At 70.7% G+C, this 24,045-nt stretch carries 28 protein-coding genes; 12 read left to right on the plus strand and 16 right to left on the minus strand.

The annotated features are described in order from the left end of the window. Positions 1-72 precede the first annotated feature (72 nt). Positions 73-564, plus strand: a complete 492-nt coding sequence (locus ACFP2T_RS13070; protein WP_377421170.1) for a DUF3093 domain-containing protein — start codon at positions 73-75, stop codon at positions 562-564. A 41-nt stretch (positions 565-605) separates the two neighbouring features. Here the strand turns inward: ACFP2T_RS13070 and ACFP2T_RS13075 are convergent, their stop codons facing one another. Together ACFP2T_RS13075 and ACFP2T_RS13080 are read right to left on the minus strand one after the other, a co-directional pair. Next, positions 606-1,436, minus strand: a complete 831-nt coding sequence (locus ACFP2T_RS13075; protein WP_377421172.1) for a hypothetical protein — start codon at positions 1,434-1,436, stop codon at positions 606-608. Positions 1,437-1,635: 199 nt separating this feature from the next. After that, the gene (locus ACFP2T_RS13080) at positions 1,636-1,932 is read right to left on the minus strand and encodes a DUF4193 domain-containing protein (RefSeq protein WP_101370510.1); all 297 of its coding nucleotides are present in this window, start codon (positions 1,930-1,932) and stop codon (positions 1,636-1,638) included. 423 nt (positions 1,933-2,355) lie between these two features. On the opposite strand from ACFP2T_RS13080, the gene ACFP2T_RS13085 reads away from it, so the two are divergent. Continuing rightward, entirely contained in the window at positions 2,356-2,898 is a 543-nt protein-coding gene (locus tag ACFP2T_RS13085; protein ID WP_377421174.1) for a LytR C-terminal domain-containing protein, read from the plus strand. A 115-nt stretch (positions 2,899-3,013) separates the two neighbouring features. Here the strand turns inward: ACFP2T_RS13085 and ACFP2T_RS13090 are convergent, their stop codons facing one another. Beyond that, positions 3,014-3,838 carry an inositol monophosphatase family protein gene (locus ACFP2T_RS13090; RefSeq protein ID WP_377421175.1) on the minus strand — a complete coding sequence of 275 codons (825 nt, stop codon included), beginning with the start codon at positions 3,836-3,838 and terminating at the stop codon, positions 3,014-3,016. Between the two features lie 288 nt (positions 3,839-4,126). Between ACFP2T_RS13090 and ACFP2T_RS13095 the strand changes: the two genes are divergently transcribed. Together ACFP2T_RS13095 and ACFP2T_RS13100 are read left to right on the plus strand one after the other, a co-directional pair. Continuing rightward, on the plus strand, positions 4,127-5,770 hold the full coding sequence (locus ACFP2T_RS13095; RefSeq protein WP_377421177.1) for an RNA polymerase sigma factor: 1,644 nt from the start codon (positions 4,127-4,129) through the stop codon (positions 5,768-5,770). 245 nt (positions 5,771-6,015) lie between these two features. Continuing rightward, positions 6,016-6,249 carry a DUF7455 domain-containing protein gene (locus ACFP2T_RS13100; RefSeq protein ID WP_184533193.1) on the plus strand — a complete coding sequence of 78 codons (234 nt, stop codon included), beginning with the start codon at positions 6,016-6,018 and terminating at the stop codon, positions 6,247-6,249. A 225-nt stretch (positions 6,250-6,474) separates the two neighbouring features. Here the strand turns inward: ACFP2T_RS13100 and ACFP2T_RS13105 are convergent, their stop codons facing one another. The 3 genes from ACFP2T_RS13105 to ACFP2T_RS13115 all read right to left on the minus strand — a co-directional run bounded on the left by ACFP2T_RS13105 (position 6,475) and on the right by ACFP2T_RS13115 (position 9,296). After that, entirely contained in the window at positions 6,475-8,196 is a 1,722-nt protein-coding gene (locus ACFP2T_RS13105) for a DEAD/DEAH box helicase (RefSeq protein WP_377421179.1), read from the minus strand. A 178-nt stretch (positions 8,197-8,374) separates the two neighbouring features. Continuing rightward, complete coding sequence (locus ACFP2T_RS13110; RefSeq protein ID WP_377421181.1) at positions 8,375-9,037, minus strand: trimeric intracellular cation channel family protein; 663 nt, start codon at positions 9,035-9,037, stop codon at positions 8,375-8,377. Positions 9,038-9,077: 40 nt separating this feature from the next. Continuing rightward, positions 9,078-9,296 carry a DUF3039 domain-containing protein gene (locus ACFP2T_RS13115; RefSeq protein WP_121159119.1) on the minus strand — a complete coding sequence of 73 codons (219 nt, stop codon included), beginning with the start codon at positions 9,294-9,296 and terminating at the stop codon, positions 9,078-9,080. A 107-nt stretch (positions 9,297-9,403) separates the two neighbouring features. Between ACFP2T_RS13115 and ACFP2T_RS13120 the strand changes: the two genes are divergently transcribed. Beyond that, positions 9,404-10,324: a pseudouridine-5'-phosphate glycosidase gene (locus tag ACFP2T_RS13120; protein WP_377421184.1), complete on the plus strand. Its 921-nt coding sequence runs from the start codon at positions 9,404-9,406 to the stop codon at positions 10,322-10,324. Further along, positions 10,321-11,235 (plus strand): carbohydrate kinase family protein, encoded by a 915-nt coding sequence (locus ACFP2T_RS13125; RefSeq protein ID WP_377421186.1) that lies wholly within the window; start codon positions 10,321-10,323, stop codon positions 11,233-11,235. The genes ACFP2T_RS13120 and ACFP2T_RS13125 overlap by 4 nt, the downstream gene beginning before the upstream one ends. Before the next feature lie 51 nt (positions 11,236-11,286). On the opposite strand, the gene ACFP2T_RS13130 is transcribed toward ACFP2T_RS13125, so the two are convergent. Next, positions 11,287-11,667: a DUF4259 domain-containing protein gene (locus ACFP2T_RS13130; RefSeq protein ID WP_377421188.1), complete on the minus strand. Its 381-nt coding sequence runs from the start codon at positions 11,665-11,667 to the stop codon at positions 11,287-11,289. 60 nt (positions 11,668-11,727) lie between these two features. Then, positions 11,728-12,084, minus strand: a complete 357-nt coding sequence (locus tag ACFP2T_RS13135) for a DUF3099 domain-containing protein (RefSeq protein WP_377421190.1) — start codon at positions 12,082-12,084, stop codon at positions 11,728-11,730. 160 nt (positions 12,085-12,244) lie between these two features. On the opposite strand from ACFP2T_RS13135, the gene ACFP2T_RS13140 reads away from it, so the two are divergent. Further along, on the plus strand, positions 12,245-12,532 hold the full coding sequence (locus ACFP2T_RS13140) for a hypothetical protein (protein WP_377421192.1): 288 nt from the start codon (positions 12,245-12,247) through the stop codon (positions 12,530-12,532). 88 nt (positions 12,533-12,620) lie between these two features. Further along, complete coding sequence (locus ACFP2T_RS13145; RefSeq protein ID WP_377422777.1) at positions 12,621-12,932, plus strand: hypothetical protein; 312 nt, start codon at positions 12,621-12,623, stop codon at positions 12,930-12,932. 59 nt (positions 12,933-12,991) lie between these two features. On the opposite strand, the gene ACFP2T_RS13150 is transcribed toward ACFP2T_RS13145, so the two are convergent. From ACFP2T_RS13150 to ACFP2T_RS13160, 3 genes are all read right to left on the minus strand, one after another. Next, positions 12,992-14,317: a low temperature requirement protein A gene (locus ACFP2T_RS13150; RefSeq protein WP_377421194.1), complete on the minus strand. Its 1,326-nt coding sequence runs from the start codon at positions 14,315-14,317 to the stop codon at positions 12,992-12,994. Between the two features lie 107 nt (positions 14,318-14,424). Continuing rightward, a complete protein-coding gene (locus ACFP2T_RS13155) occupies positions 14,425-15,003 on the minus strand; it encodes an HhH-GPD-type base excision DNA repair protein (protein ID WP_377421196.1) in 579 nt (192 codons plus the stop codon). 17 nt (positions 15,004-15,020) lie between these two features. Then, positions 15,021-15,641, minus strand: coding sequence for a hypothetical protein (locus ACFP2T_RS13160; protein ID WP_377421198.1), 621 nt, complete (start codon positions 15,639-15,641; stop codon positions 15,021-15,023). 171 nt (positions 15,642-15,812) lie between these two features. On the opposite strand from ACFP2T_RS13160, the gene ACFP2T_RS13165 reads away from it, so the two are divergent. Further along, a complete protein-coding gene (locus ACFP2T_RS13165; protein WP_377421200.1) occupies positions 15,813-16,238 on the plus strand; it encodes a hypothetical protein in 426 nt (141 codons plus the stop codon). A 135-nt stretch (positions 16,239-16,373) separates the two neighbouring features. On the opposite strand, the gene ACFP2T_RS13170 is transcribed toward ACFP2T_RS13165, so the two are convergent. The 5 genes from ACFP2T_RS13170 to ACFP2T_RS13190 all read right to left on the minus strand — a co-directional run bounded on the left by ACFP2T_RS13170 (position 16,374) and on the right by ACFP2T_RS13190 (position 21,290). Continuing rightward, entirely contained in the window at positions 16,374-16,739 is a 366-nt protein-coding gene (locus tag ACFP2T_RS13170) for a nuclear transport factor 2 family protein (protein ID WP_377421202.1), read from the minus strand. A gap of 166 nt (positions 16,740-16,905) precedes the next feature. Then, positions 16,906-17,415 carry a hypothetical protein gene (locus ACFP2T_RS13175; RefSeq protein ID WP_377421204.1) on the minus strand — a complete coding sequence of 170 codons (510 nt, stop codon included), beginning with the start codon at positions 17,413-17,415 and terminating at the stop codon, positions 16,906-16,908. A gap of 370 nt (positions 17,416-17,785) precedes the next feature. Continuing rightward, positions 17,786-19,513, minus strand: coding sequence for a hypothetical protein (locus ACFP2T_RS13180; RefSeq protein ID WP_377421206.1), 1,728 nt, complete (start codon positions 19,511-19,513; stop codon positions 17,786-17,788). Between the two features lie 512 nt (positions 19,514-20,025). Then, positions 20,026-20,346, minus strand: coding sequence for a hypothetical protein (locus ACFP2T_RS13185; protein WP_377421208.1), 321 nt, complete (start codon positions 20,344-20,346; stop codon positions 20,026-20,028). A 545-nt stretch (positions 20,347-20,891) separates the two neighbouring features. Further along, the gene (locus ACFP2T_RS13190) at positions 20,892-21,290 is read right to left on the minus strand and encodes a RidA family protein (protein WP_377421210.1); all 399 of its coding nucleotides are present in this window, start codon (positions 21,288-21,290) and stop codon (positions 20,892-20,894) included. A 407-nt stretch (positions 21,291-21,697) separates the two neighbouring features. Here ACFP2T_RS13190 and ACFP2T_RS13195 point away from each other — a divergent pair, with 407 nt between their 5' ends. The 3 genes from ACFP2T_RS13195 to ACFP2T_RS13205 all read left to right on the plus strand — a co-directional run bounded on the left by ACFP2T_RS13195 (position 21,698) and on the right by ACFP2T_RS13205 (position 23,916). Beyond that, complete coding sequence (locus ACFP2T_RS13195) at positions 21,698-22,279, plus strand: hypothetical protein (protein ID WP_377421212.1); 582 nt, start codon at positions 21,698-21,700, stop codon at positions 22,277-22,279. 217 nt (positions 22,280-22,496) lie between these two features. After that, positions 22,497-22,937 (plus strand): cupin domain-containing protein, encoded by a 441-nt coding sequence (locus ACFP2T_RS13200; protein ID WP_377421213.1) that lies wholly within the window; start codon positions 22,497-22,499, stop codon positions 22,935-22,937. 307 nt (positions 22,938-23,244) lie between these two features. After that, on the plus strand, positions 23,245-23,916 hold the full coding sequence (locus ACFP2T_RS13205) for a lytic polysaccharide monooxygenase auxiliary activity family 9 protein (protein ID WP_377421215.1): 672 nt from the start codon (positions 23,245-23,247) through the stop codon (positions 23,914-23,916). The last annotated feature ends 129 nt before the right edge of the window (positions 23,917-24,045 follow it).

Raw genomic sequence — 24,045 nt, forward strand, 5'->3', positions numbered from 1 at the left:
GTTCGCGGATTCCGTCGGTGATGCCACCATCCTGCCGGGTCAACCGGTCACGCCGCGCCGTACCCTCACACCGTGGCTCCGAGAAGTTCCGATCCCGCCGTCGCCCCGGCCCGTACCGGGTACGCCGAACGGCTGAGCCTGCCGTGGTGGCTCTGGTTGGCCGGTGCCGCCGTGGCCGGACTGCTGGCCACCGAACTCTGGCTGGGCTCGACCGGCGTCCGGGCCTGGTTGCCGTTCGTGGTCCTGTTTCCGCTGACCGCCGTCGGGCTCGGTTGGCTCGGTCGGATCCGGGTGGCGGTCCGGGACGGGGAACTCCTGGTCGACGACGCCCGGCTGCCGGTGGAGTTCGTCGCGGACGCGATCGCCCTGGACGTGGCGGGCCGGCGCGAGGTGCTCGGCGTCGGCGCGGATCCACTGGCCTTCGTGGTACAGCGTCCCTGGGTACCCGGCGCGGTGCAGGTGGTCCTGGACGACCCGGCCGATCCCACGCCCTACTGGGTGGTCAGCTCACGCCACCCCGTACGCCTGGCCGAGGCGATCCTGGCCGCCCGCGACTCGGCCTGAGCCGCGTCACGAGCCGGCCGGAGCCGCACTCGTCGGGGTGCTCAGTCGCCGATCGCCGGTGGATGCGGCCGCAGGTCCTCCCGGATCCGGTTGCCGAGCCCACGGGTGGCCCGGCCGTTGAGGAAGCCCGCCACGGCCGCTCCGGTGAGGAACGGGCCGAGCGTGGTCAGGTTGCGCCCGAAGCGCCGTAGCAGCCGGTCCCGCAGTTCGTTGCGGGCCGCCGTGCCGAGCACCGCGCCCACACCCACTCCGGGCACGAGCGGGTTGACCCCGCGCTGGGCGGCCCAGGACCGGAGCAGCACCATCGCCCGCTGACCGGCCGTGCCCGGCACCTGTACGCCGTACGCCTCGTGCAGTTCGCCGATCAGCTTCAGTTCGATGGCGACCACGGCGACGGTCTCGGCGGCCAGCAGCACCGGCGCCGAGAGCAGGGTCGGGGTCGCCACCCACTCCACCGCCGCCACGCCGCCACCGGCGGCGCCCACCCCGGCCGTGGCCCGGACCGCGTTGCGGACCAGCCGCGCGGCGAGGGCGTCGCCGTCCAGCCCGTCGAAGTGCCGGCGCAGGGTCTCCCGGTCACGGATCGGAACGTGCGGCGCGATCTCCGCCACCGTGTCGGTCAGCCAGCGCAGCGCCGCCTTCGGTTTGAACAGGCTGCTGGTGCCACGGGCCCGCACCTGACCGACGAGTCGGCCCAACAGCCGCCGCCGGCCGCCCCGGCCGAGGTCGTCGTCGGTGAGCGCGGCGACCGTCGCGCCGAGCTCCTCGTCCCGAGGGACCAGTTCCGAGCCCGGGGTCGGGTCGGCTGCCCCACCGGTCCCGGTGGATGCCGGCGACGGAGCATCCGGCGCCTGGTCGGATCGGCTCATCATGACCTCCATGCGCGTGGCGGTCGGCTAGGCGTCGAGCCACGTGGATCGAGTCAAGCAGGTACCCACCACTGCGCATGCCGAATCACCCGCGGCGACCTCCAGCCGTGGAGGTCGCCGCTCCCCGGACCCGGAGAACCCGAACCCGTCGGCGGAGGATCGGATCCCCTGGCCGGGGAACCACTTCCCGTCCCCGGGAAGCTCAGGCGCACTCGCGGCAGATCAGGTCACCGTTGCGTTCCACCGCGAGCTGGCTGCGGTGGTGTACGAGGAAGCAGCGCGCGCAGCGGAACTCGTCCGACTGCATCGGCAGCACCTTGACGGTGAGCTCCTCGTCGGCCAGGTCGGCACCGGGCAACTCGAAGCTCTCGGCGACCTCGGCCTCGTCGACGTCCACGGCGGCCGACTGTGAGTCGACCCGCCGAGCCTTGAGCTCTTCCAGGCTGTCCTCGCCGAGGTCGACCTCGTCGCGACGCGGGGCGTCGTAGTCGGTGGCCATCGGTCTCACTCTCCCATATCGATATAGTCGCTTCCGGTTGTAACGCCGGAGGACGCTGTTTCGGTTCCCGCTGGCCGGCCTTCACTTCCGGTCGCCCGACCCGGCGCACGTTCTCCGGGTCGCGGCCGCCGGGCGGAACTCCCCCGGCGAGCGGGGTACCTTACCCCCCTTCGGGCGAGGCATGTATACCGTCCCTGCGGCATGCATGTACGTCCGAGCGCGCGGAGTTGTTCCCAATGTGACTCAGGCGACACGAAGATAGGGGTAGTGGTCGGCCGATCGTCGTCGGCGCGCCGACAAATTCGGCGGTTTCCACACCCGGTCGGACAACGGCTGGTGTCACCGGCATACTCGATAGCCACGGCGGCCGACTCGCACCGGCGGCCGGCATCCGTCACAGACAAACCTCGGGGAGCCAACCAGATGAGTTTCGCGCGCGTCCGAGCCCTCATCGTCGTCGGCGTGCTCACGGTGATCGCCCTGGTGTTCGTCGCCGTCACCCTGGTTCGGGACACTCAGGCGGGCAAGGACACCGCCGAGTCGTGCCCGGCCGGCTACAAGCTGGCCGACGCGCGGTTACGGCTGCCGGAGGACATCAAGATCAACGTCTTCAACGCGACCTCGACCCCCAACCTGGCCAACGCCGTGAAGGAGGACTTCCAGAACCGGAAGTTCCAGGTCCTCAAGGCGGGCAACGAGCCGAAGAACAAGGGCGTCGACGACGAGGTCGCCGTGCTGCGGTACGGGCCGAAGGGCGTCGGCTCCTACCACGTGCTGAAGGCGTACTTCCTCAACGAGGCGAAGCCGGAGTTCGAGCTGGAGCGCAAGACCGACGTGGTGGACGTGGTGATCGGCTCCGACTTCAAGCAACTGGCCACCATCACCGAGGTGAGCCAGGCACTGGCCCAGGGCGGCGGCGGGCCGCAACTGCCGGCCCAGACCTGCGCCGACCCGAACCTGACCTGAGCCGACCTGGTCGGACCGGTCGGGCGGCGGCCGTGAGGTTCCGCCGGCCCGGAGCGGGGACCGGAAAGCTCCTCCCAGCCCCGGCCCCGGCCCCCCGGCCCCGGCGGCCGCGGACCTACGGCCCGCCCGCGGCGTCGAGCCGGGCCAGGTGGTCGTGCAGCGGGCCGAACAACGCCGGCGGCGCGGCGATGACCAGGTCCGGCCCGGGACCGGCCCCGGCCAGCCCGTCGACCCGGAGCCCGGACTCGGTGGCGATCAACCCACCGGCCGCGTGGTCCCAGAGGTTGAGGCCCTTCTCGTAGTACACGTCGACCGATCCCTCGGCGGCCAGGCACAGGTCGATCGACGCGACGCCGAACCGGCGGATGTCCCGCACGTGCGGGATCAGCTCGGCCAACACGCCGGCCTGGTGGGCCCGGCGCGCCGGGTCGTAGCCGAAGCCGGTGGCCACCAGTGCCTTGCCGAGGTCCGTCTCGGTCGAGGACCGCAGCCGCTCGCCGGCCCGGTAGGCACCGCCGCCCCGGATCGCCGTCCACTCGTCGCCGGTGACCGCGTTGCGGACCACTCCGGCGACCACCTCGCCGTCGACCTCGGCCGCCAGCGAGACGGCGTAGTGCGGCAGCCCGTACAGGTAGTTCACGGTGCCGTCGATCGGATCCAGGATCCACCGCACCCCGGCGTCACCGCCCGGCCCGGTGCCGTCGGCACCGCCGTACTCCTCACCCAGGACGGCGTCTCCGGGCCGGGCCGCCCGCAGGGTCGCGACCGCCTCGCGTTCCACCGCGCGGTCGGCCGCGGTGACCACGTCGGTCGCCGTGCTCTTGGTGCTGATCCCGGACACCCCGTCCGCGCGCATCCGGCGGGCGGTGTCGGCCGCCTGCCGCGCCACCTCGACCGCGATCTCCAGTAGTTCGTCCCGACCCGGTCTCGTGCCGTCCATGACGTCCCCTTCCGCACGCCTGTGACGTACCGTGCCCGGCGCGAGTATCATCCTTACAAAGTCCACACGCGCATCGAGTCGGCAGCCCCGGACCGCGTCTCCGGCGTGCGGCGGGGGATGATCGCCGCAGACGGCGTTACAATTCACCCCTGCCCACGCGCCACGGACCGCCGAGCACCGGCCGGCCCGGGACACGGGGGTTCCTCAACCACATCGGCCCGGCACGACGCATCGCGCTGCGCCGGCCGACCCCGGCCGTGCCCGCTCATCGCCTCCGGAAGGTCATTCGTGACAGAACCCCGCCACATCGGCGCCGACGTACGCTCGCTCACCGACACCCTGATCGCCCACGCGCAGAACGCCGGCGGCCAGCTCACGTCGGCCGAGTTGGCGCGCACTGTCGAGACTGCCGAGGTGACTCCGGCCCAGGCCAAGAAGATCCTGCGTGCGCTCTCGGACGCCGGGGTGACCGTTGTGGTCGACGGCTCCGCGAGCACCCGCCGCCGGGTCGCCGCCGCCCGGTCCGCCACCCCCGCTTCCCGGGCCACCACCGCCAAGGCGACCAAGAAGTCGGCTCCGCCTGCCCCCAAACAGGCGCCCGCCGCCGAAGAGGCGGGCGGACCGCGGAAGGCCGCGCCCCGCAAACCCACGCTCGCCGCCGACGGCACTCCCGCGGCCCCCGGCGCCAAGGTGGCCGCGAAGGGCACTGAGACGGCCGCCAAGGGCCCAGCGAAGGCCGGACGTACCGCTAAGCCCGGTGCGGCCGCGGGACCGGTCAAAGGCGCCAAGGGCGCCACCGGCAAACCCGGCGACCCGGACGGGCCCGGGGACGCGGACATCGATCCGGAGGCGCTTGCCGCCGAGATCGAGGACGTGGTGGTCGAGGAGCCGGTCGAGCTGACCAAGGCGGCCGAGGCCGACGCGGCCGAGGCGGCGACCGACAACGACTTCGAGTGGGACGACGAGGAGTCCGAGGCGCTCAAGCAGGCGCGTCGGGACGCCGAGCTGACCGCCTCGGCGGACTCGGTCCGGGCGTACCTCAAGCAGATCGGCAAGGTTCCGCTGCTCAACGCCGAGCAGGAGGTCGAGCTGGCCAAGCGGATCGAGGCCGGCCTCTACGCCGCCGAGCGGCTGCGCGCCGCCGAGGAGGGCGAGGAGAAGCTCGTCCGGGAGATGCAGCGCGACCTGATGTGGATCTCCCGGGACGGCGAGCGGGCGAAGAACCACCTGCTGGAGGCGAACCTGCGGCTGGTGGTCTCGCTGGCCAAGCGGTACACCGGGCGGGGCATGGCGTTCCTGGACCTGATCCAGGAGGGCAACCTCGGCCTGATCCGCGCGGTCGAGAAGTTCGACTACACCAAGGGCTACAAGTTCTCCACCTACGCCACCTGGTGGATCCGCCAGGCCATCACCCGCGCCATGGCCGACCAGGCCCGCACCATCCGCATCCCGGTGCACATGGTCGAAGTGATCAACAAGCTTGGCCGGATCCAGCGCGAGCTGCTTCAGGACCTGGGCCGCGAGCCCACGCCCGAGGAGCTGGCGAAGGAGATGGACATCACACCCGAGAAGGTACTGGAGATCCAGCAGTACGCCCGGGAGCCGATCTCGCTCGACCAGACCATCGGCGACGAGGGCGACAGCCAGCTCGGCGACTTCATCGAGGACTCCGAGGCGGTCGTCGCGGTCGACGCGGTCTCCTTCTCGCTGCTGCAGGACCAGCTCCAGCAGGTGCTCCAGACGCTTTCCGAGCGGGAGGCGGGCGTGGTACGGCTGCGCTTCGGGCTCACCGACGGGCAGCCGCGGACGTTGGACGAGATCGGTCAGGTGTACGGCGTCACCCGCGAGCGGATCCGCCAGATCGAGTCCAAGACGATGTCGAAGCTGCGCCATCCGTCCCGTTCGCAGGTCCTCCGGGATTATCTTGACTGATCACAAAAGTCAACCGGTCGTGTCGGTCTGATCACCAGACGTACAACGGTGCATGGTGATCGGTTGGTTCCCCACGGGTGATCGTTGACGTGGCACCCTGGTGGCACGGCACACTGTCTCTACCACGTGTGACATCGGTCCCCCGGGGGCACACTGGGAAGGCCACGCCCCACAAGGGTGTTGCACGATAGGTGAGCAATGACCGAAGAGAAAGTTCATCGGTGACGACCGCAGGAGGACAGGCGATGACCCCGACCCTCACGCCGCCGCCCGAGACGGTGGCTCCCCCAGCCGCCGATGAACGGTGCGACCGCTGTAACGCAGCCGGCAAGCTCCGGATCACCCTCGCGGGTGGGAGCGAGCTGGTGTTCTGTGGACATCACGCGAACAAGTACGCCGAGGATCTCGTGAAGATCACGGTGCGGTACGCGGCTGACCCGGAATTTAGCTGGCGTGGCGCCGATTTGATGGCGAACTGACCAAGACAGGACATAGCCGACCGGGGGTGCTCCGAAAGGACACCTCCGGTCGCCTATTCCGGATCGGCGTACCGGAGCGGGTGCGTCGGGTGGGTCCCGTGCGGGCTCCACCGGCAGGGGTGCACCGTCGGCCCCGGCCATCCTGGTCGTCCCGCCGTGCGCCGTACGGTCGCGCCGTTCCGCCGGCCCACCCGTTGTGCCGTTCGGCCGGGGTCGGGCCGCAGATCACAGCGTCTGCACGGTGGCGATCCGCTCCTCCAACTGCTCGATCGTGGCCTGTGCACTGGGTGGACCACCGCACCGGCGACGCAGCTCCGCATGGATCTTGCCGTGCGGCAGCCCCGTACGATGATGGTGCGCCGCCACCAGCGCGTTGAGCTGCCGGCGCAACGAGACCCGCCGTTCCGCCGCACTGAGCGGCGCGCTGGCGGCCCGGGGTGCCGGCACCGGTTCATCGGCCTTCCGCCGCCGCTGCGCGGCCAACTGTTCGGCCTGGCGCTTGTTCAGCAGCACCGAGACCTGGTCCGCGGTGAGCAGTCCCGGCAGGCCGAGATACTCCTCCTCCTCCGGCGTACCGGCCTGGGCGGCGGTGCCGAAGGAGGCGCCGTCGAAGATCACCTGGTCCAGCTCGGCGGTCGCGGACAGCGCCTCGAACCGCTTCTCCAGCTCCCCACTCGCCTGCTCGGAGCGCTGGGCGCGCTCCAGCAGCTCGTCGTCCAGCCCGTCGCCCCGCTTCGGCGCGCCGAGCACGTGGTCCCGCTCGGCCTCCATCTCGCTCGCCAGTCCGAGCAGGTGCGGCACGCTGGGCAGGAAGACCGAGGCGGTCTCCCCGGGCCGGCGGGCCCGGACGAAGCGGCCGATCGCCTGGGCGAAGAACAGCGGGGTGGAGGCACTGGTCGCGTAGACGCCGACCGCCAGCCGGGGGATGTCGACGCCCTCGGACACCATCCGCACCGCGACCATCCAGCGCTGGTCCGACAGGGCGAATGCCGCGATCCGGGCCGAGGCGCCCTGGTCGTCGGAGAGCACCACCACCGCCCGCTCGCCGGTCACCCGCTCGATCAGCCGGGCGTACGCGCGGGCGGCCTGCTGGTCGCTGGCGATCACCAGACCGGCGGCGTCGGACATCCCACCCGCCCGGAGCACCTGCAACCGCGCGTCGGCGGCCCGCAGCACCTGCGGCATCCAGTCGCCGGCCGGATCGAGGGCGGTACGCCAGGCCTGGGCGATGAGGTCCTGGGTCATCGGCTCACCCAGCCGGGCGGCCAGTTCGTCTCCGGCGCTGGTACGCCACCGGGTCTCCCCCGAGTACGCCAGGAAGATCACCGGGCGGACCACGCCCTCGTTCAGCGCGTCGGAGTAGCCGTACACGGAGTCGGCGCGGGACCGTTGGAGGCCGTCACCGCCCCGCTCGTACGCCACGAAGGGGATCGGGTTGTCGTCGGACCGGAACGGCGTGCCGGTCAGCATCAGGCGGCGTACGGCGGGCTCGAAGGCCGCCTTGACGCCGTCGCCCCAGGATCGGGAGTCGCCGGCGTGGTGGATCTCGTCCAGGATCACCAGGGTGCGCCGGGTCATCGTCCGGCGCCGGTGCACCTGTGGTGCGACGCCGACCTGGGCGTAGGTGACGACCGCACCGTGGAAGTCTGTCGACGAGTGCAGGTCGGCGTTCCGGAACGCGGCGTCGAGCTGGATGCCGACCCGGGCGGCGGCGACGGACCACTGGGTCTTCAGGTGCTCGGTCGGTGCGACGACGGTGACCGCCTCGACGGTGCCGTCGGCCAGCAGTTCGGCGGCGATCCGCAGCGCGAACGTCGTCTTGCCGGCACCGGGCGTCGCGACCGCCAGGAAGTCGTCGGACCGGCGCCGCAGGTATTCGACCAGAGCCTTACGCTGCCACGCCCGCAGCGACGGGAACGATTCGATGGCCGGCAGCCGGGCTCCCACGCAGAACACTCCCCTCCTACGGCACGTATCCGACCGCACGAAAACGCCTTCGCGGCCGGATCGAGTCGAGCTGGCGCGAAGGCCGTATCAGCATAACCAGCCCGCCCCGGTGGACCCAGCCGACACCAGCGCCGCAGCCGTCACATCCGGCCTCGGCCGTCACATCCGGCCGCAGCCGTCACGCCTCGTCCGGGCCCGACCGGTCGGGCAGCGGATCGCGTGCCGACCGTTCGGCGGCGACCGGCGCGGACCACCTCCGGCGCAGCGCCACCAGCCGGACCACGAAGACGAACAGCGCGGCGAGAGTCAGCGGCCCGGGGCCGGCCAGGCCGGCACGGTCCAGGCCGACCACCGCGACCGCGCCGGCCAGCGCCGCCACCGCGTAGATCTCGCGCCGCAGCACCACCGGGATCTCCCCGGTGAGCAGGTCCCGGCCGAGCCCGCCGCCGATCCCGGTGAGCATGCCGATCACACAGGCGCCGACCGGCGGCAGGCCGGCGCGCAGCGCGGTGAGCGTGCCGGTGACGGTGAACAGGCCGAGCCCGGCCGCGTCGAGGACCAGCACGGTGGTACGCAGTCGGGCAAGCTGGGGATGCAGCCAGAAGACCGCCACCGCGGTGACCGCGGCGGTCACGGCGTACCGCCAGTCGGCGAAGGCCAGCGGCGGTGCCTCGTCGATCACCAGATCGCGGAAGATCCCACCGCCGAGGGCGGCGACGAACCCGACGAAGACGACGCCGAACAGGTCGAGCCGCTTCGCCACCGCAGCGGACGCACCGGAGGCGGCGAAGATCGCCACACCGGTCAGGTCGGCGAGGAGCAAGGCGGCACCGGGGGTCACCGCAGGATGTTACGCGGCCGGCGGGACCCGCCGCACCGGCTCAGTCACGCATGGAGTCGTAGATCTCCTTGCAGCGGGGACAGACCGGCGACCCAGGCTTGGCCGCCTTGGTGACCGGAAACGTCTCGCCGCAGAGTGCGATCACGAAGGTCCCCATGACCGCACTTTCGGCGATCTTTTCTTTCCGGACGTAATGGAACATTTCCGGCCCGGTGTCCGCGTCCTTCAGCTCTGGACGCTCGAGAACCTCTGTGCTCACGGCAGTGATTCCTCCCTAAGTGACCCCGCCAACGGTCAAGTCTGGCAGGTCACTGCCGAACGGTCCACCGGAACACCCCGTCGACCGGACCCGTACGGTGGTCAGCCGTGACCGATTTTCAGATCCGGTACGGCGCCGAGGTGGCCGAGGCACTGCGCGCCGGACTTCCCGTCGTCGCCTGTGAGAGCACGATCGTCTCGCACGGCCTGCCCCGCCCGGACAACCTGCGGGTGGCCCGGGAGATCGAATCGGCGGTACGGGCGAACGGTGCGGTGCCGGCGACCATCGGCATGGTGGGCGGCGAGTTGGTGGTGGGCCTCGACGACGCCCAGTTGACCCGGCTGGCCAGCACCGACGGGGTGGCCAAGCTCTCCGTACGCGACCTGGCGGTGGCCGCCGCGACCGGCGCCGACGGGGCGACGACGGTGGCCGCCACCAGCGCGGTCGCCGCCGCGTCGGGAATCGGGGTGTTCGCCACCGGCGGGCTCGGCGGTGTGCACCGGGAGGCGGCGCAGACCTTCGACGAGTCGGCCGACCTGATCACCCTGGCCCGGACCCCGATCACGGTGGTCTGTGCCGGCGTCAAGTCGATCCTCGACGTCGGCGCGACCCTGGAACGGCTGGAGACCCTGGGCGTGGCGGTGGTCGGCTACCGCAGCCGCCGTTTCCCGGGCTTCTTCGTCACCGACGGCGGATTCGACCTCGACTGGTCGGTCGAGTCGCCGGAGCAGGCCGCCGCCGTACTGGCGGCCCGGGCCGCGCACCGGGTCCAGCCGAGCGCCGTGATCGTGGCCAACCCGCTGCCGGTGGACGAACAGCTCGATCCGGAGTTGCACGACCGGACCCTGGCCGACGGGCTGGCCCGGCTGGCGGCCGACGGGATCACCGGCAAGGCGGTCACCCCGTTCCTGCTGGCCCACTTCCACTCCGCCACCGAGGGAGCGAGCCTGGCGGTGAACGTCCGGATCATCCTGCGGAACGCGGCGCTTGCGGCACAGATCGCCGTCGCCGCCGCCGAGCGGGGATGACTCCGGCGTCAGCCCGGATCGTCGTGGTCGGCGATATCGTCACCGACGTCGTCGCGATGCTCTCCGGCCCGCTGGCGGCCGGCTCGGACACCCCGGCCGGGATCCGGGTCACCGGGGGCGGTCAGGCCGCCAACACCGCGGCCTGGCTGGCCTGGCGGGGACATCCGGTGACCCTGGTCGGTGCGGTCGGCTCCGACGATGCCGGCCGGTCCCGGCTCGCCGAACTGACCGGGCTGGGGGTGCGGTGCGCGGTGCGCCGGTACCCGGACACCCCGACCGGCACGGTGATAGTGCTCGCCGGCAACGGTGAACGGACCATGATCACCGAGCGGGGCGCGAACCTCCGGCTGGCGCCGGACGATGTCGCCGCCGCGCTGGCGGAAACGCCCGACGCGGCTCATCTGCACCTGTCCGCGTACACCCTGTTGGACGCCGGGTCGCGGGAGGCGGGCCGGCGGGCATTGGTCGCCGCGCGCGAACGCGGGCTGACCACCAGCGTCGACGCGGCCTCCGCCGAGCCGCTGCGCCGGGTCGGCCCGGCGGCGTTCCTGGCCTGGGTACGGGATGCCGACCTGCTCCTCGCCAACGCGGACGAGGCGGCGGTGCTGGCCGGTCCGGGAGCTCCGGCCGACCAGGCCCGCACGCTGGCCGGGGTGACCCGGCACGCGGTGGTGAAGAACGGCGCCGAGGGCTCGGTCTGGGCCGGGCCGGACGGCGGCGTGGTCGAGGCGGCCGCCCGCCGGGTACCGGTCCGGGACGTGACCGGCGCGGGGGACGCGTTCGCGGCCGGCCTGCTCGCGGCCTGGGTGACCGGGGCGGGACCGGCCGAGGCGCTGGACCGGGCGGCGGAACTCGGCGCGGCGGCGGTCGCCACCCTCGGTGCCCGGCCGGTGGCCGACGGGCCCGGATGACGCGACCGGTCCGGAGCCCGGCGGTAACCGGTCAGCCGGCCCGATGACCGGTCAGAGGGCGTGCACGGTCTCGCGCCGGGACGCCTCGATCAGCCGGTCGAACGTCTCCACCAGTACGGCCCGCCGACGCTCCTGGTACTCCGCCGACCCGAACTCGCCGATGTTCTCCTCCCAGACGGCCAGGTAGCGCCGCTTCCACTCGGCGGCGAGGTCGGGGTTCGGCAGTTGCACACCGACGTAGCCCAGCTCGGCGAACCGGTAGAGCAGTTCGAGGTTGCACGGCACCGCCACGCCCCAGTACTCGTCTGGCTCGATCCGCACGGGATCGCCCGCCATCGCCTCGGCGACCTCGTTCAGCAACCGGTCGGTGATCATCGACAGATGGTCCGCGGCGGTGTCGCTGTCGAAGTTGCCGCTGCCCCAGTCACCCAATGCTGGTCCTCCTGACCACTCCCGCAAGCCGCCCTTCCGCTCGTGCCAGCTCCGCCCGGATCAGGGCTCGACGTCGATGACCCGGTGTGGCTTCTCCTCGGCGACCAGGGCGCGCGGCGGGGTGTCGTCGATGTGCGAGCGACGCATCCGGGCACCGATCCGGTGCTCCTCCTTGGGCGGCCGGTCGTTGGCGAGCAGTACGGCCAACCACGGGATCAGGACCATGCCGACCGCGCAGAGCGGCAACCAGAGCCAGAGAAGTGGCGCCTTGGCGCCGACCAGGATGGCACCGAGGACGACGCAGAGCGCCCGGATGGACATCATCACGATGTACCGCCGTTGGCGACTGCGTAGCTGGTCGTCCTGGCTACGCGAGGCGTCTGTGATCAGGATCGGCTGATACGCCTGACGCTTCACACGGCCCCCTCCATCCGGATCTGGCCATCGTCGCCGGCACTTCCCCGTCCCGGTAACGCCGTTCCCATCCTTGCACCCTCGTCCAGAGCGCGGCCGACCAGCCATCCGCTGCTCGTCCTGTCCCCTGCTCGTCGTGTTACGTGCGTGGTACGCTCCCCGCGTGGGCAGCAGGTTCAGCTTCACCGACGAGGCACTGGGCAACCTGAAGGTCCACGACGTCACTCCCGGCGAGGTGTGGGAGGCGCTGCACAGCGCACGACGGGTCATCCGACACCTCGGCGACGACGTGATGATCGTGTACGCGACCGCACGACGCGGGCGACGGCTGGCCATCCTGCTCGCCGAGGCCGATCAAGTTGACAACGACTGGGACATCCTCTCCGCGCGTGACCTGACCGACGTCGAGTCCAAGCGCTACGAGGAGGCGGTCCAGGGGCGACGGCGATGAGCCCGCCCCGGGGTGGGCCGACAACGCGTACCAGGACACGGAGATCGGTCACGAGATCGACCACGGAGACGAGGAGGAGGCGGTGACGATGAACCGACACGACGCGACGAAGCAGTTCCACTCCGGCGACGACCAGCTCGCGGACCTGATCGACGATGCGCAGCCGGTCGAGCTGCCCACCCCGGACACCGACGTGCCGATGGTCAGTCGGTCCGTACGGCTGCCGTTGGACACCTACGAACGGGTACGCGCGGCTGCCGACGCCCGGGGAATCGGGGTCACCACCCTGATGCGGCAGTGGATCGAGGCAGGGCTCGCCGATCTGGACGACTCGGCGACCGTGTCGCTGGCCGACGTACGCCGGGCGCTGGCCTCGCTCGCCCACCCGACGGCCGCCTGAGCCGGACCCCGCCGCCTGAATCCGACTCGCCGCCTTGATCCGGTGACCGACAGCGGCGGTCAGATCGGCGGTGCCGGTGGCTCCGGCGCCCGGCCCTGCGAGCGCCACAGGTCCGCCAACGCGACCCCGACCAGTAGCCCGACGGCGGTGCCGGCGACGGCCAGCGCCGGCAGGTCCAGCACCAGCGGTACCGCCGCGCCCAGCAACACGAGGCCGGCCACCCGCGACCGGGACACCCGACCGAACACCTGGAACTCGAAGCCCATCCGCCCGGCCAGGAACAGCGCGGGGCCGCCGAGAATGGCGAAGAGCCAGGCCGACGGCTTGGATCCGAGTGGACGGGTGATGAACAGTTCGTACCCGACCCCGGTGAGCACGATGCCGGCGATCATGATCAGGTGGGTATACGCGGCGGACAGGCCGAGCCGGGCCGGATCCCGGGCCTGGATGATGGCATCGGGCAGCACGTGCCCGGCCCGGTAGAAGTAGATCCGCCAGAGCAGCACGGTGGTCAGCAGCGCCACCCCGAACCCGGCGGTCCGGTCGAGGTGGAAGGCGCCGCCGCCACCGCTGAAGGTGATCCCGATGACGAAGATCGACTCGCCGAGCGCGATCAGTAGGAACTGCTGGTAGCGCTCGGCCAGATGCTCCCCGGCGATGGGCTGGTCGGCATGTCGCGCCCGGCCGAGCCGGGGCGTCGGCCAGCCCAGCGCCAGGGCGACGTAGTCCACCGTCACGGCGAGACTCCAGAGCACGCCCCGGACCGGTCCCTCGCCGACCACCCCGCCGACGATCCACGGCACCGCGGTCAGCCCGGCCCAGAACAGCACCCGCAGCACTGCCGCCGGGTCCGCCGGGATCGGGCGCCCGCGCGTCGCGACCAGGAAGAACAGGGTACGGCCGAGCTGGACGATGACGTACGCACCGGCGAAGACGAGCCCGCGGTCGCCGAACCCCTGCGGAAGCGCGACGGCCATCACCATGCTGCCGGCGACCGTCATCACCACGACGACCTGCACGGCCAGCGCCTCGGGTTCCAGCGTGCTGGTTATCCACGCCGTCGTCGCCCAGATCAGCCAGAGCGCCAGGAAGAGCACCAGGGTCTGCCCGGCCTCGCTGAGCAGGATCCGCTCATCCGAGGTGAAGTCGGCGATGAGTCGCTGGGAGACCCGGGTGAGCGCGAAGACGAAGACCAGATCCAGGAAGAGTTCCAGGAAGGTCGCCCGCTGCGAACTGGCCTCGCCACGCAGGACCAGGCCTGGATGCGTCTCACCCATCCGCCGCCGGCCCGGCACGTCCGGTCGACACCCCTGCCGCGCGTACGCCGGCAGGCGCCGCCGGTACGACCACAGCGCCCCCTGAATGTCGACGATCTCAACACTCAACGAGCCAGCGCCGGTCCGGGGCGCTGGTCTGGCCAGATTCGAGCGGTCGGGGGCGGGACGTCGACCGGTCGCGGGTACGGCCCGGCGAGACGGTCAGGTCGAGCGGGTCAACTCGCCGCGCCGGCCTTGGCGGCGGCCTTCATCTGCTGCTTGTGCTCCCGCACCTTGGCCAGCGAGGTGTCGTCGACCACGTCGGCGACCGAGTGGTGCGCGCCGTCGATGCCGTAATCGCCCGCCGCCTCGCGCCAGCCGGGCGGCTGGACACCGAACCGCTTGCCGAGCAGGGCGAGGAAGATCTGCCCCTTCTGCTTGCCGAACCCCGGCAGCCCGGTGATCCGCTTCAGCAGTTCCCGGCCGTCCTCGGCCTCGGACCACAGCCGGCTCGGGTCGCCGTCGTACCGCTCGACGAGGGTCCGGCAGACCTCCTGCACCCGCGCCGCCATGGCCTTGGGGAACCGGTGCAGGGCGGGGCGCTCGGCGAAGATCGCCGTCAGCGCCTCCGGGTCGTAGTCGGCCAACTCGGCCGCGTCCGGCTCGTGACCGAGCCGCTTCACCAACTCGTACGGGCCGGCGAAGGCCTTCTCCATGCTGACCTGCTGGTCCAGGACCATGCCGATCAGCAGCGCCAGCGGGTCGCGCCGGAGCAGCTCGTTGGCTTCGGCGTCGATGGGCAGCGAGAGCGTCATACGCCCATCTTGCCTGCTCACCGGATGATCATCGGACCGCCCCCGGCAGCGTGATTCTCGTCGGGCAGGCCGGCAAGGTACGCGGATCCGCGCGGCGAGATCCGGTACCCGACGTCGAGGCTGTGGGTGAGACCCAGGTTCTTCAACTTGCGGATGTCACGTTTCACCGCGTCCCGGTCGCGGCCCACCTGCCCGGCAAGCTCGACGGCCCGCCGGCCGGGGTTGGCCTCGACCAGTCGGAGCAGTGCGTGGGTCCACGGACCGTGGGTACTGCGCTGGTCGAGCCGGGCCAGCCGGGCGGCCACCTCGGCATGCTGCTCCGGCGACAGCTGATCCTCGGCGCTGAGCGCCACCCGGGGATCGGGGCCCACGTACCGGACCTCGATCCGGTACGTCGTCCCGTCGGGTCTGCCGCCGAGGGCCGCGAGCAACGCGGCGGCGGATGCCGCGCCGGCCCGGCGGGCGTCGGCATCCGTGATCGTGGCCGGGTCGACGGCGACGATCGACTGGACGGCGACGACGCCGGCGCTGGTGATCACCATGTCGCCGGCCCGTACGTCGGGTCTGGCCCAGCGCCGGAAGACCAGGCTGACGGTGCCGGCCGCCACTCCCTCGGCAATCAGGCGGGTCAGGAGCATCCCGGAATTCTCCCGCGCCGACCGGGCAGGCGCGACGACGGAGAGTGCGAGTACTCCGATCGACGGTAATCTAACCGGGCAGGCGATAGCGGAGTCGACGGGTCCAGGTCGCGGTGGACCGGCCGGTCGCCCCCGTATCGGGCCCATTGCTCCCGAGAGACCGGAGAGGTCATGGCCATGATCCTCGTCGCCACACTGGTTGCTCTGCTCGCCGTCCTGGCGGTCGGCGTACTGGCGGTGGTCCGGAAACCGGCCGATGGGCGCCAGTTCGTCCGCTGGTCCGGGCTGGCGATAACCGCGCTGGTGGCCGCCGCCCTCGCTCCGCTCACCATCGAGGACTCCGGATCGGCGGCGTTCTTCCTCCTCGGCGTACCGGTGGTCGCCGCCGCCCTGCCGCTGCTGGCCCAGCGATTCGCCGGGCGGACCGGACTGGTCGACCTCCTCGCCGGGTCCGTGATCGGCGGTTGGGGCCTGCTGCTGGCACTCGGCGGCCTCGGCGTCGCGTTCCTGCCGTCGGCGCTGCTGTTCGTGGCGAACGCGGCCCAGGCCCTCGTCCCGGACCGGCGTCCGCCAGTGGACCCGAGACCCACCGCCTGATCCGATCCGCCTGCGGACCCGACCTCGCTCCGGGATCGGGCCCGCGTCGTCCGCCGGATCGGCCCGCGTCGTCCGCCGGATCGGGCCGTGTCGTCCGCCGCGTCGGGCAGGCGCCGCGCGGTGGAGGTCGGTCGGTCAGCCAGGGACCTTGTCCAGGAAACCGTAGACCGCCCGGATCCGGCCGTCGCCGCTGATCCCGGCGACGTCGAAACCGATGGCGACAGGCTCCCCACCACCGGCAGGTACGAGTTGCCAGCCGAACCGGACGATGTCGTGGTGGCCGTCGAGTATCCCGGTCGGCTCGAACACCAGACCGGGAAACATCTCCCGGGCGCCGCTGATCACCGCTCCGATGCCGCCGTGTCCCCCGACGTCGGCGAGCGGGTCGGTGTAGGTGGCCTCCTCGACGAAGAGATCCGCGATTCCCGCCGACCGCAGCTCGGCGTCCGGCTCGTTCCACAGCTCGAGGTACTGGTCGACGAGACCCTTGAAGTCGTTCACGATTGACGTCCTTCCCGAACGTGGGTGGGTGCGGCGGCGGTCCGACTCGATCCGTACCGCCGCCGACCACGAACCTTCCACCGTCACCCGGGACTGTCGATTACCTCTGACGTCAAGTGGCCCACCGCTGCGACCAGCGGTTTCGTCCTACCGACACGCCGGCGCACTAGCAGTACCGATCCACATGGGTAGCCCAGTTGCGGTACGGCGCGACGTCGCCGAGGGCCCGTGCGGCGGCACCGACCGAGAAGAGCCGACTGCCGCTGTACAGGAACGCAACCGACCCGCTGGAGAGGTTGTAGTGCGCGGATTCGACGCGGAGTTGCCAGCCCCAGGTCGCCAGGTTCTGCCGTCCGCAGTCGGACAGCCTCCCCCGGGGATAGCCGTAGCCGGTGCGGTCGTAGAAACAGAACCAGCCGAGCGGACAGTCGGCCACCGCGGCGCGGGTGTGTGCGGGGCGGGTCAGGGTGACGATGAACCGGCCGCCGTCGTAGCTGATTTCGTTGTCGTTGATGACCACCCCGCCCGGGTGGGCGGAGAGATATTCCGAGATCACTTTCTGGGCGCCGGCCGGCCGGACCGACGAACTCGCGGCCGGTGTCGCGGGAATTGCGACCGCGACGACAACGACGAGACTGGACAGGGCAGCGAAGCAGCGTCTGGGAATTAGTGTCATGGATGACCTCACGGGGGTGAATGCATGACAGAGCAGCGCCGGCGTGGCGGTCATCGGAGGGCACAGGCGAGCCGGAGTGTCAGGTAGCTGTACCAACACTCTCCGCTGTTACCGCTGTTCCCAGCGTAGGAACGAGGCGAGCGTGATCGCCACTCATACCCAGCAAATGACGTGAGTGAATAGCTGCCCGAAAATCGTGATGTGGCGTCGGGGTTCTAGACTGTCCATCCGCACATCGGAGCCGGCATCCGGTCACCGCTCTTCACGGGCGTCGCCGCCAATCGGGGGCGCGAATATCCCGTGAATCCGCGCTCCCAGGGTCAGCTATGACGGAAAAATGACACCGTTCCGCGAATTCAGCGAATCCGGGTCAACCGGTGTGATCGGTACGCGACCGTTCGAGGTAGAGCGCGTAGCTGCTCGTGGCGGCGTGGGCCGGGTCCGGACCGCTCTGGCCGGGGAGCCGACTCGTCTCCTGACTGAGCAGCTCCCCGGTCTCCGGGCTGAAGGTCAGGGTGACGCGTTCGCCGTACAGTCCGCTGGCGGCCACGTCGGCGCTGATCGCTATGCCGCTGCGAGCCGCCCGGTCCCTGACCGTACCCCGGTAGCTCAGGCCGGGAGTGTCGGCGAGCACCATCAGAACGGCGACCCGTTGCTGCCGGTCGAGCGGGTGGAACATGTTGATGTCGGTCACGGCACGCAGCCGGCCGACGGGTCCGATCTGGGGCGGCTGTTCCCGGTCGAGTTGCCCGGCCAGGATCGCCGGGTCCGCGGAGGGGAACCTGACGACGACCGACAACGCGCCGGCCGGAAACGGAAGCCGTTCGGGTACGTCGCCATCGGGACCCGAGGAGATCACGACCTTCACCCCGGACAGGTCGTCGCTCCACCAGAGCTGCTCCTCCTCGACGGTTGCGGCGCCGTCCCGCCCGGCCGGTGTGGTCTCCCGAGCCCAGAGCCGCACCCGGGTGTACGCGTACCGCCCGGTCGCCCGGGAGTCCGGGCCCTGACGGACCAGTTCCGCGAGGTAGCCGAGCCAGTCCTGGGCGGTTCCCGTACCCTCCAACGGCCGGGGTGGAGCGGACGACGTGGGCAGGCTGTGCGGCGCGGTCCCGAGGTCCGGCAGTGGCGTACGTCGCTGGCCGCTCGTCAGCAGCACTCCGGCAGTACCCCCGACGGCCAGTCCGGCGATCCCCAAGCCTGCGGTGACCAGCACCTTGCGTCGGGTCCAGGGATATCGCGACGACGAGGCCGACAATGTCAGGACCCGGGATGGCACGACCGATGGGGGTGTGTCGGGCGGGGACGGGTCCGACGACGCCTCGCCGGCCGGGTCGGACGGTTCTGCCGACGCGCCTGGCCGGATGTCCCCCAGTACGTCGATCTGACGCAGCCGTTCACGCCAATGAGCGGCGTCCTTGTCGATGCCACCGCAGGCGAACACCAGATGACCGAGTATCCGCTGACTCAGCGGAAGGGTGCGGCGGACGATCTCTCCGACGATCTCGGCCTCGGGCACCGCCTCGACCTTCCAGGTCCGCACGCCGGTCCCCACCGCTACGGTCGCATCGGCAGCCGTGGCCAAGCGCCGGGCCAGTTCGGCGGTGTTCAACCGTCCGTCGTCGACCAGCCCCTGGCTGTCGGCGAGTGCCATCAGGGCGTCGACCAAGGCGTCGTGGGTCCGGCAGTGCGTCAGGTCCTGCCGGAAGGGCTTGGCGGCAGCGACCGTGTCCTCCCGGGCCTGGAGCACCTCGGCGTGGATGTCGCCGCCCTCGATGCCACAACCCCGGAGGAACGCCTCGACGCACTCCCTGGTCGGCACCTTGAGGCCGCTCTTGGCGACCGACAGGTTGGAAGGGCTCCTGCCACCCAGCCTCACCTGGTCCAGCGGTGGTTTGCCAGCCGCTTCGTGGATGGCGCGGAGCCGCATCGCAAACCGGGCTGCCGGGCCGAACCCGACCACCGGGCTCTCGGGCCGACCGGCCTTCGTCCCCTCGGCCCGGGGCCGCCGGGTGCCGCCCACGCCGTCCTCGGAGCCGTCGGGCTCGGCGCTGCGCTCGGCCTCATGCTGGCGTCGATGCCAGTGGCTGTCCTGCACTGTTCACGTGGCCTTTCGAGGGGCGGGCAACGCCTCGCAGTGGGGAAGCGTCACCCGCCGGGTCCAGCGGATTCAGAGCATCGTCCGAGATCATTTATTGCTCCGGAGCGGTTGCAGCCGATCCGGATGACCTCGAACGACAATTCGGATCATCTCACCGCAGCGGGGCCGGGGCTAGTCCAGAAAAAGCAAAACTTTGGCCGTGATCCAGCGATAAATCGGTCAAGTGCTATGTGTCGCGACAACATTCGCGCCATCAACGGTCCGATCGCCGGTGCACCAACCCGAAGCTTGTTCATCTATTCCGTATTCTGCGAATGCGCCCAGGAACGCCCCGAGGAGGCTGTTGTCATCCCGCTACGTACGGTAAGGTCCGCACAAAGCGTAATCAGATCATCACAGGTTCCCGATTCGGCCTTCCATGGGTCCAGCGGAATCGGGCGGGGGTCTTCCGTTGCAGCGGAAGGCCCCCATTCACCTCTCTCGGGCCGTCGACCAGAGAGTCCCGCAGCTCACTGCCCCGCGCCGGAACCCGGACCCATCATGATCAACGCTCGCAGTACCCGTCCGAGCCAACCTCCCCGGCCGGGCGGAGGGGACGGGTCGGTCGCCCGGCGAACCATCACGACGGCCACGGCACAGAGCACGGCCGACACCGCCACCGCGGTCCACAGCGGTACTCCGGTACGCAGCAGCATGACCATGCAGGCCATCAGCATCGCGAGCACCACGACGAGCAGTGTTCCGACGATCCCCACCCCGGCGACGAACCGGCCGCGTTCCGCCGATGTCTCGCCGGAGTCGGAATCGGGGTCCTGTTTCTTCTGAGTCATCTCGGCCTTCCCTTACTTGCCGGACAGCGACACCAGACCCGCGTCACCGACCGGAGGATCCAATCCGATGCAACGAGAACAGGCTTTTCCGGACGGGTTGCAGCCCGTCCGGTGATCTCGTTGATGAAAGGGATCATGTGCAACCGGAGGTAATTCGTCAAGGTGCCACATGGGTCTGCTTTGTTCCGATTCGGCGGATGGATATGTTCCGCATTCAGAACAACGACTTCGGGCCGGCGGAGAAGAACGGCAGGGGCTCGGAAAAAGTCCGTACGCTGCGGGTTCGTTCTGCGGAAAAACTTCACCGGGCCGGAAGAAGAGCCCGGTGATGACCGTACGGCAGCCGAGGAGGGCGTCGGCGGAAACGCGACGGTCCGGGCCGACGGCAGTTCCCGCGCCCGCCGAACCCCGGCCGTCGCCCCGCTTCCCCGTCACTTACTGGCTGTTGACCGCCGTCGGGCGGCGTCCGCCGAACCTCGGCCGGCGTTGGGTCGGCTACCGCCGCGCCGGAGTCTGTGGACGGATCGGGACGACCGGCACCCGGATCAGCGTCCGACGGCGATGGCGTCGATTTCGAGCAGCCATTCTTCGGCGTAGATGTCGGTGATGATGATGGTGAGCGCGGGAGCGTGGTCACCGAGCACCTCGGCGCGAATGCGCGAGTTGGCCTCCCGGTATCGCCGGTCGGAGAGGTACGTCGTCACCTTCGCGAGATTCCGCACCCCCATCCCCGCCTCGGCGAGGACGGCGAGGACGTTGTGCCAGACCAGTCGGCACTGTGTGTCGAAGTCCTCCGGGACCTTTCCCGCCTCGTCCGCCCACGGCACCTGGCCACTGACGAAGACCGTACGGCCTGCGCCGGTCACCAGCGTGCCGTGCGTGTAGTTGCCGGTCGGCTCAGGCAGCACGGACGGGTTGATCGGCCGGATGTCGACGTCGGTCATCGGTCCTCCTCGGTCGTGGCATGCTCGATCGCTGCCCGCCCGGTAGAACACGCGGGTGCCCCCGGGCGCCTCTGGCAAGGTACGGACGTCCGAGCCGTCGATCAACCGCAAATGTCCGCCGCCAACGCGAAGCCCGCGACCCGATGAGGGTCATCGATGTTGCCGGAGTGGGGCGGGGCGTGCTGGAATGGCTCATATCGCCGCAGTGCGGGGGCAACCACACTGGGAACGGCCATCACCGGGAGCAGCCGACCGCTGGACGACTACCGTGCGGGCGAACATCGATGTCGCTCACCGCGCGGGCCGGCCACGCGAGTTCACAGCACCGGACGCGTACGCGCACCTGGCCCGACGTGTCCAACCGGGATCTGCCAACGCATCAACCGGCGACGAGGTGATACACGATCATGTTTACCCGTGACAGTTTCGCGGGGTGGTACCGCAACCGTTTCGTGTGGGTGGCGGTCATCCTGCTGGCGGTGTCGGCCACAGCGGTCGTACTGGTCAACTCGGCTGGTTCGGAGGCTGGCCCGGCGGACGTGAAGAGCCAGATCATGGCCCGGATGCGGACCGTGCTCGAACAGGCCGACCCGGCGCAGCACCAGCACCAGCACCACGCCACGCAGGTCAACTCGGAGGGCGACAAGCAGCCCCCGATAGTCTGTGGGGTACACGTCTACGGCTTCGAACCGACGGACGTCACCGCGCTGGCCGACGTGGACCGGGTCTACGGCTTCCACCTCTGCGGTATCGCCGCGCCGGACACGCCGTGGGACTGGGCGGTCAAGCTGGTCGGCCCATTGATCATGGATATGTCCATCGATCCGCCGGGCATCCAGGTCGTCGAGGCGACGGAGGACACCAGGTTCATCGACCGGCTCCGTGAGATGTTCCCCGACCCGTACGAGGCGCAGGCGGAGAAGGAGGCCCTGTCCGAGTCGGAGATGGCCGACCTCCGCCGCCGCTACGACGCCGCCGCCGGACTCTGAGCAGAGCCTTCGACCCGCCCCGCCCGCCCGGAATCAGCCGGCCACCTCGGCGCGGACCGGTCACCTCGGCCCCAGCGGCAAGGTGGCCGGTCCGGGTGGCGGCGACGTTCCGTGGGGACGGTCCCGGTGGTGGGTAACGGATTCGATACGCTGCCGAGGGACGATGGCGGGCCGAGGAGCAGGCCGCCCGCCGGCCGTACCCGATGGAGGTCAACCCGTGACGACGCCGAGCCGACCCGACCTCGCCGAGCGGCTCGACCTGGCCCCACACCCCGAGGGCGGCTGGTTCCGGGAGACCTGGCGGTCGACACACACCTTCACCCCCGACGGGTACGCCGGGCCACGCCACGCGGCGACCGCGATCTACTTCCTGCTCCAGCCGGGCGAGCGTTCCCGCTGGCACGTGGTGCGCTCGACCGAGCTGTGGCTCTGGCACTCGGGCGGCCCGCTCCGGCTGCGGCTCGGAGGGTCGGCCGAGGTGCCCGGCGCGGAGCCGGCGGAGATCCGGCTCGGGCCCGACGTGGCGGGCGGTGAGCACCCGCAGGCGGTCGTCCCGGGCGGCGTCTGGCAGGCGGCAGAGCCCGCCGGGGACCAGCCGGTCCTGGTCAGCTGCGTGGTGGCACCCGGCTTCGACTTCGCCGACTTCCAACTGGCCTGACCCGACTTCCAACTGGCCTGACCCGGAACCTGCGGCCGGTCGGAGGGGTGCCGTTCCGGCATGCCGGGCGTTTCCGGCGGTCACATATCGATAGGCACCTATTGATTAGCTCGCCCACCCGTGCTGCAATGGTTCATATCGCCGCAGTACGGGGGCAACCGCACTGCGGACAGCGGGACCGGGCTGATTCCGATGCCGGTGACCGGGCGCGACAGACGCACACCCACGGCAGACGCCCCTCCGGTGCCCACCCGACCGCGCCGCCCGACAACATCTCGGTCGCGGTCGAACAGAAGGGATCCACTTCGTGAAACTGCTGCGCAAACTGACGGTCGTCGGCGTCGCCGCCGTACTGACCGCCGGGCTCCTGACCGTGATCTCGCCGAACGCGGCATCAGCACACGGTGCGTTGATGGTGCCGGCCAGCCGCACCTACGCGTGCTACCAGGACGGTCTGACCCCGCAGGGCAACATCGTGAACAAGAACGCCGGCTGCATCGCCGCGGCCAACATCAGTGGGGTCAGTCCGCTCTACAACTGGTTCAGCGTGCTCCGCTCCGACGGCGCCGGCCGGACCCGGGGCTTCGTCCCGGACGGCCAACTGTGCAGCGGCGGCAACTCCACCTTCCGGGGCTGGGACCTGGCCCGGAGCGACTTCCCGAAGGCACGGGTCAGCTCCGGCGCGACCGTCCAGTTCCGGTACAGCAACTGGGCCGCCCACCCGGGCCGGTTCGACCTGTACGTCACCCGGAACGGCTGGAACCCCAACAGCCCGCTGACCTGGAACGACATCGAGTCGACGCCGTTCTCCTCGGTCACCAACCCGCCGCAGAACGGCAGCGTGGGCAGCCAGAGCGGCCACTACTACTGGAGCGGACGACTGCCCTCCGGCAAGAGCGGCCACCACATCATCTACTCCGTGTGGACCCGCTCCGACAGCCAGGAGACCTTCTACGGCTGCTCGGACGTGACCTTCTAGTCGGCGACCTCACCGCCGCAGCCACGTCGCCCGGCCCGCCCCCGCGCGGCGAACCGTGACGGTCTCGACGGGATACCACGGACAGCCCCCGTGGTATCCCGTCGAGAACGGCCGACCACTCCGACCGAC

The organism is Plantactinospora solaniradicis (assembly GCF_042658085.1).
GTDB classification, from domain to species: domain Bacteria; phylum Actinomycetota; class Actinomycetes; order Mycobacteriales; family Micromonosporaceae; genus Plantactinospora; species Plantactinospora solaniradicis.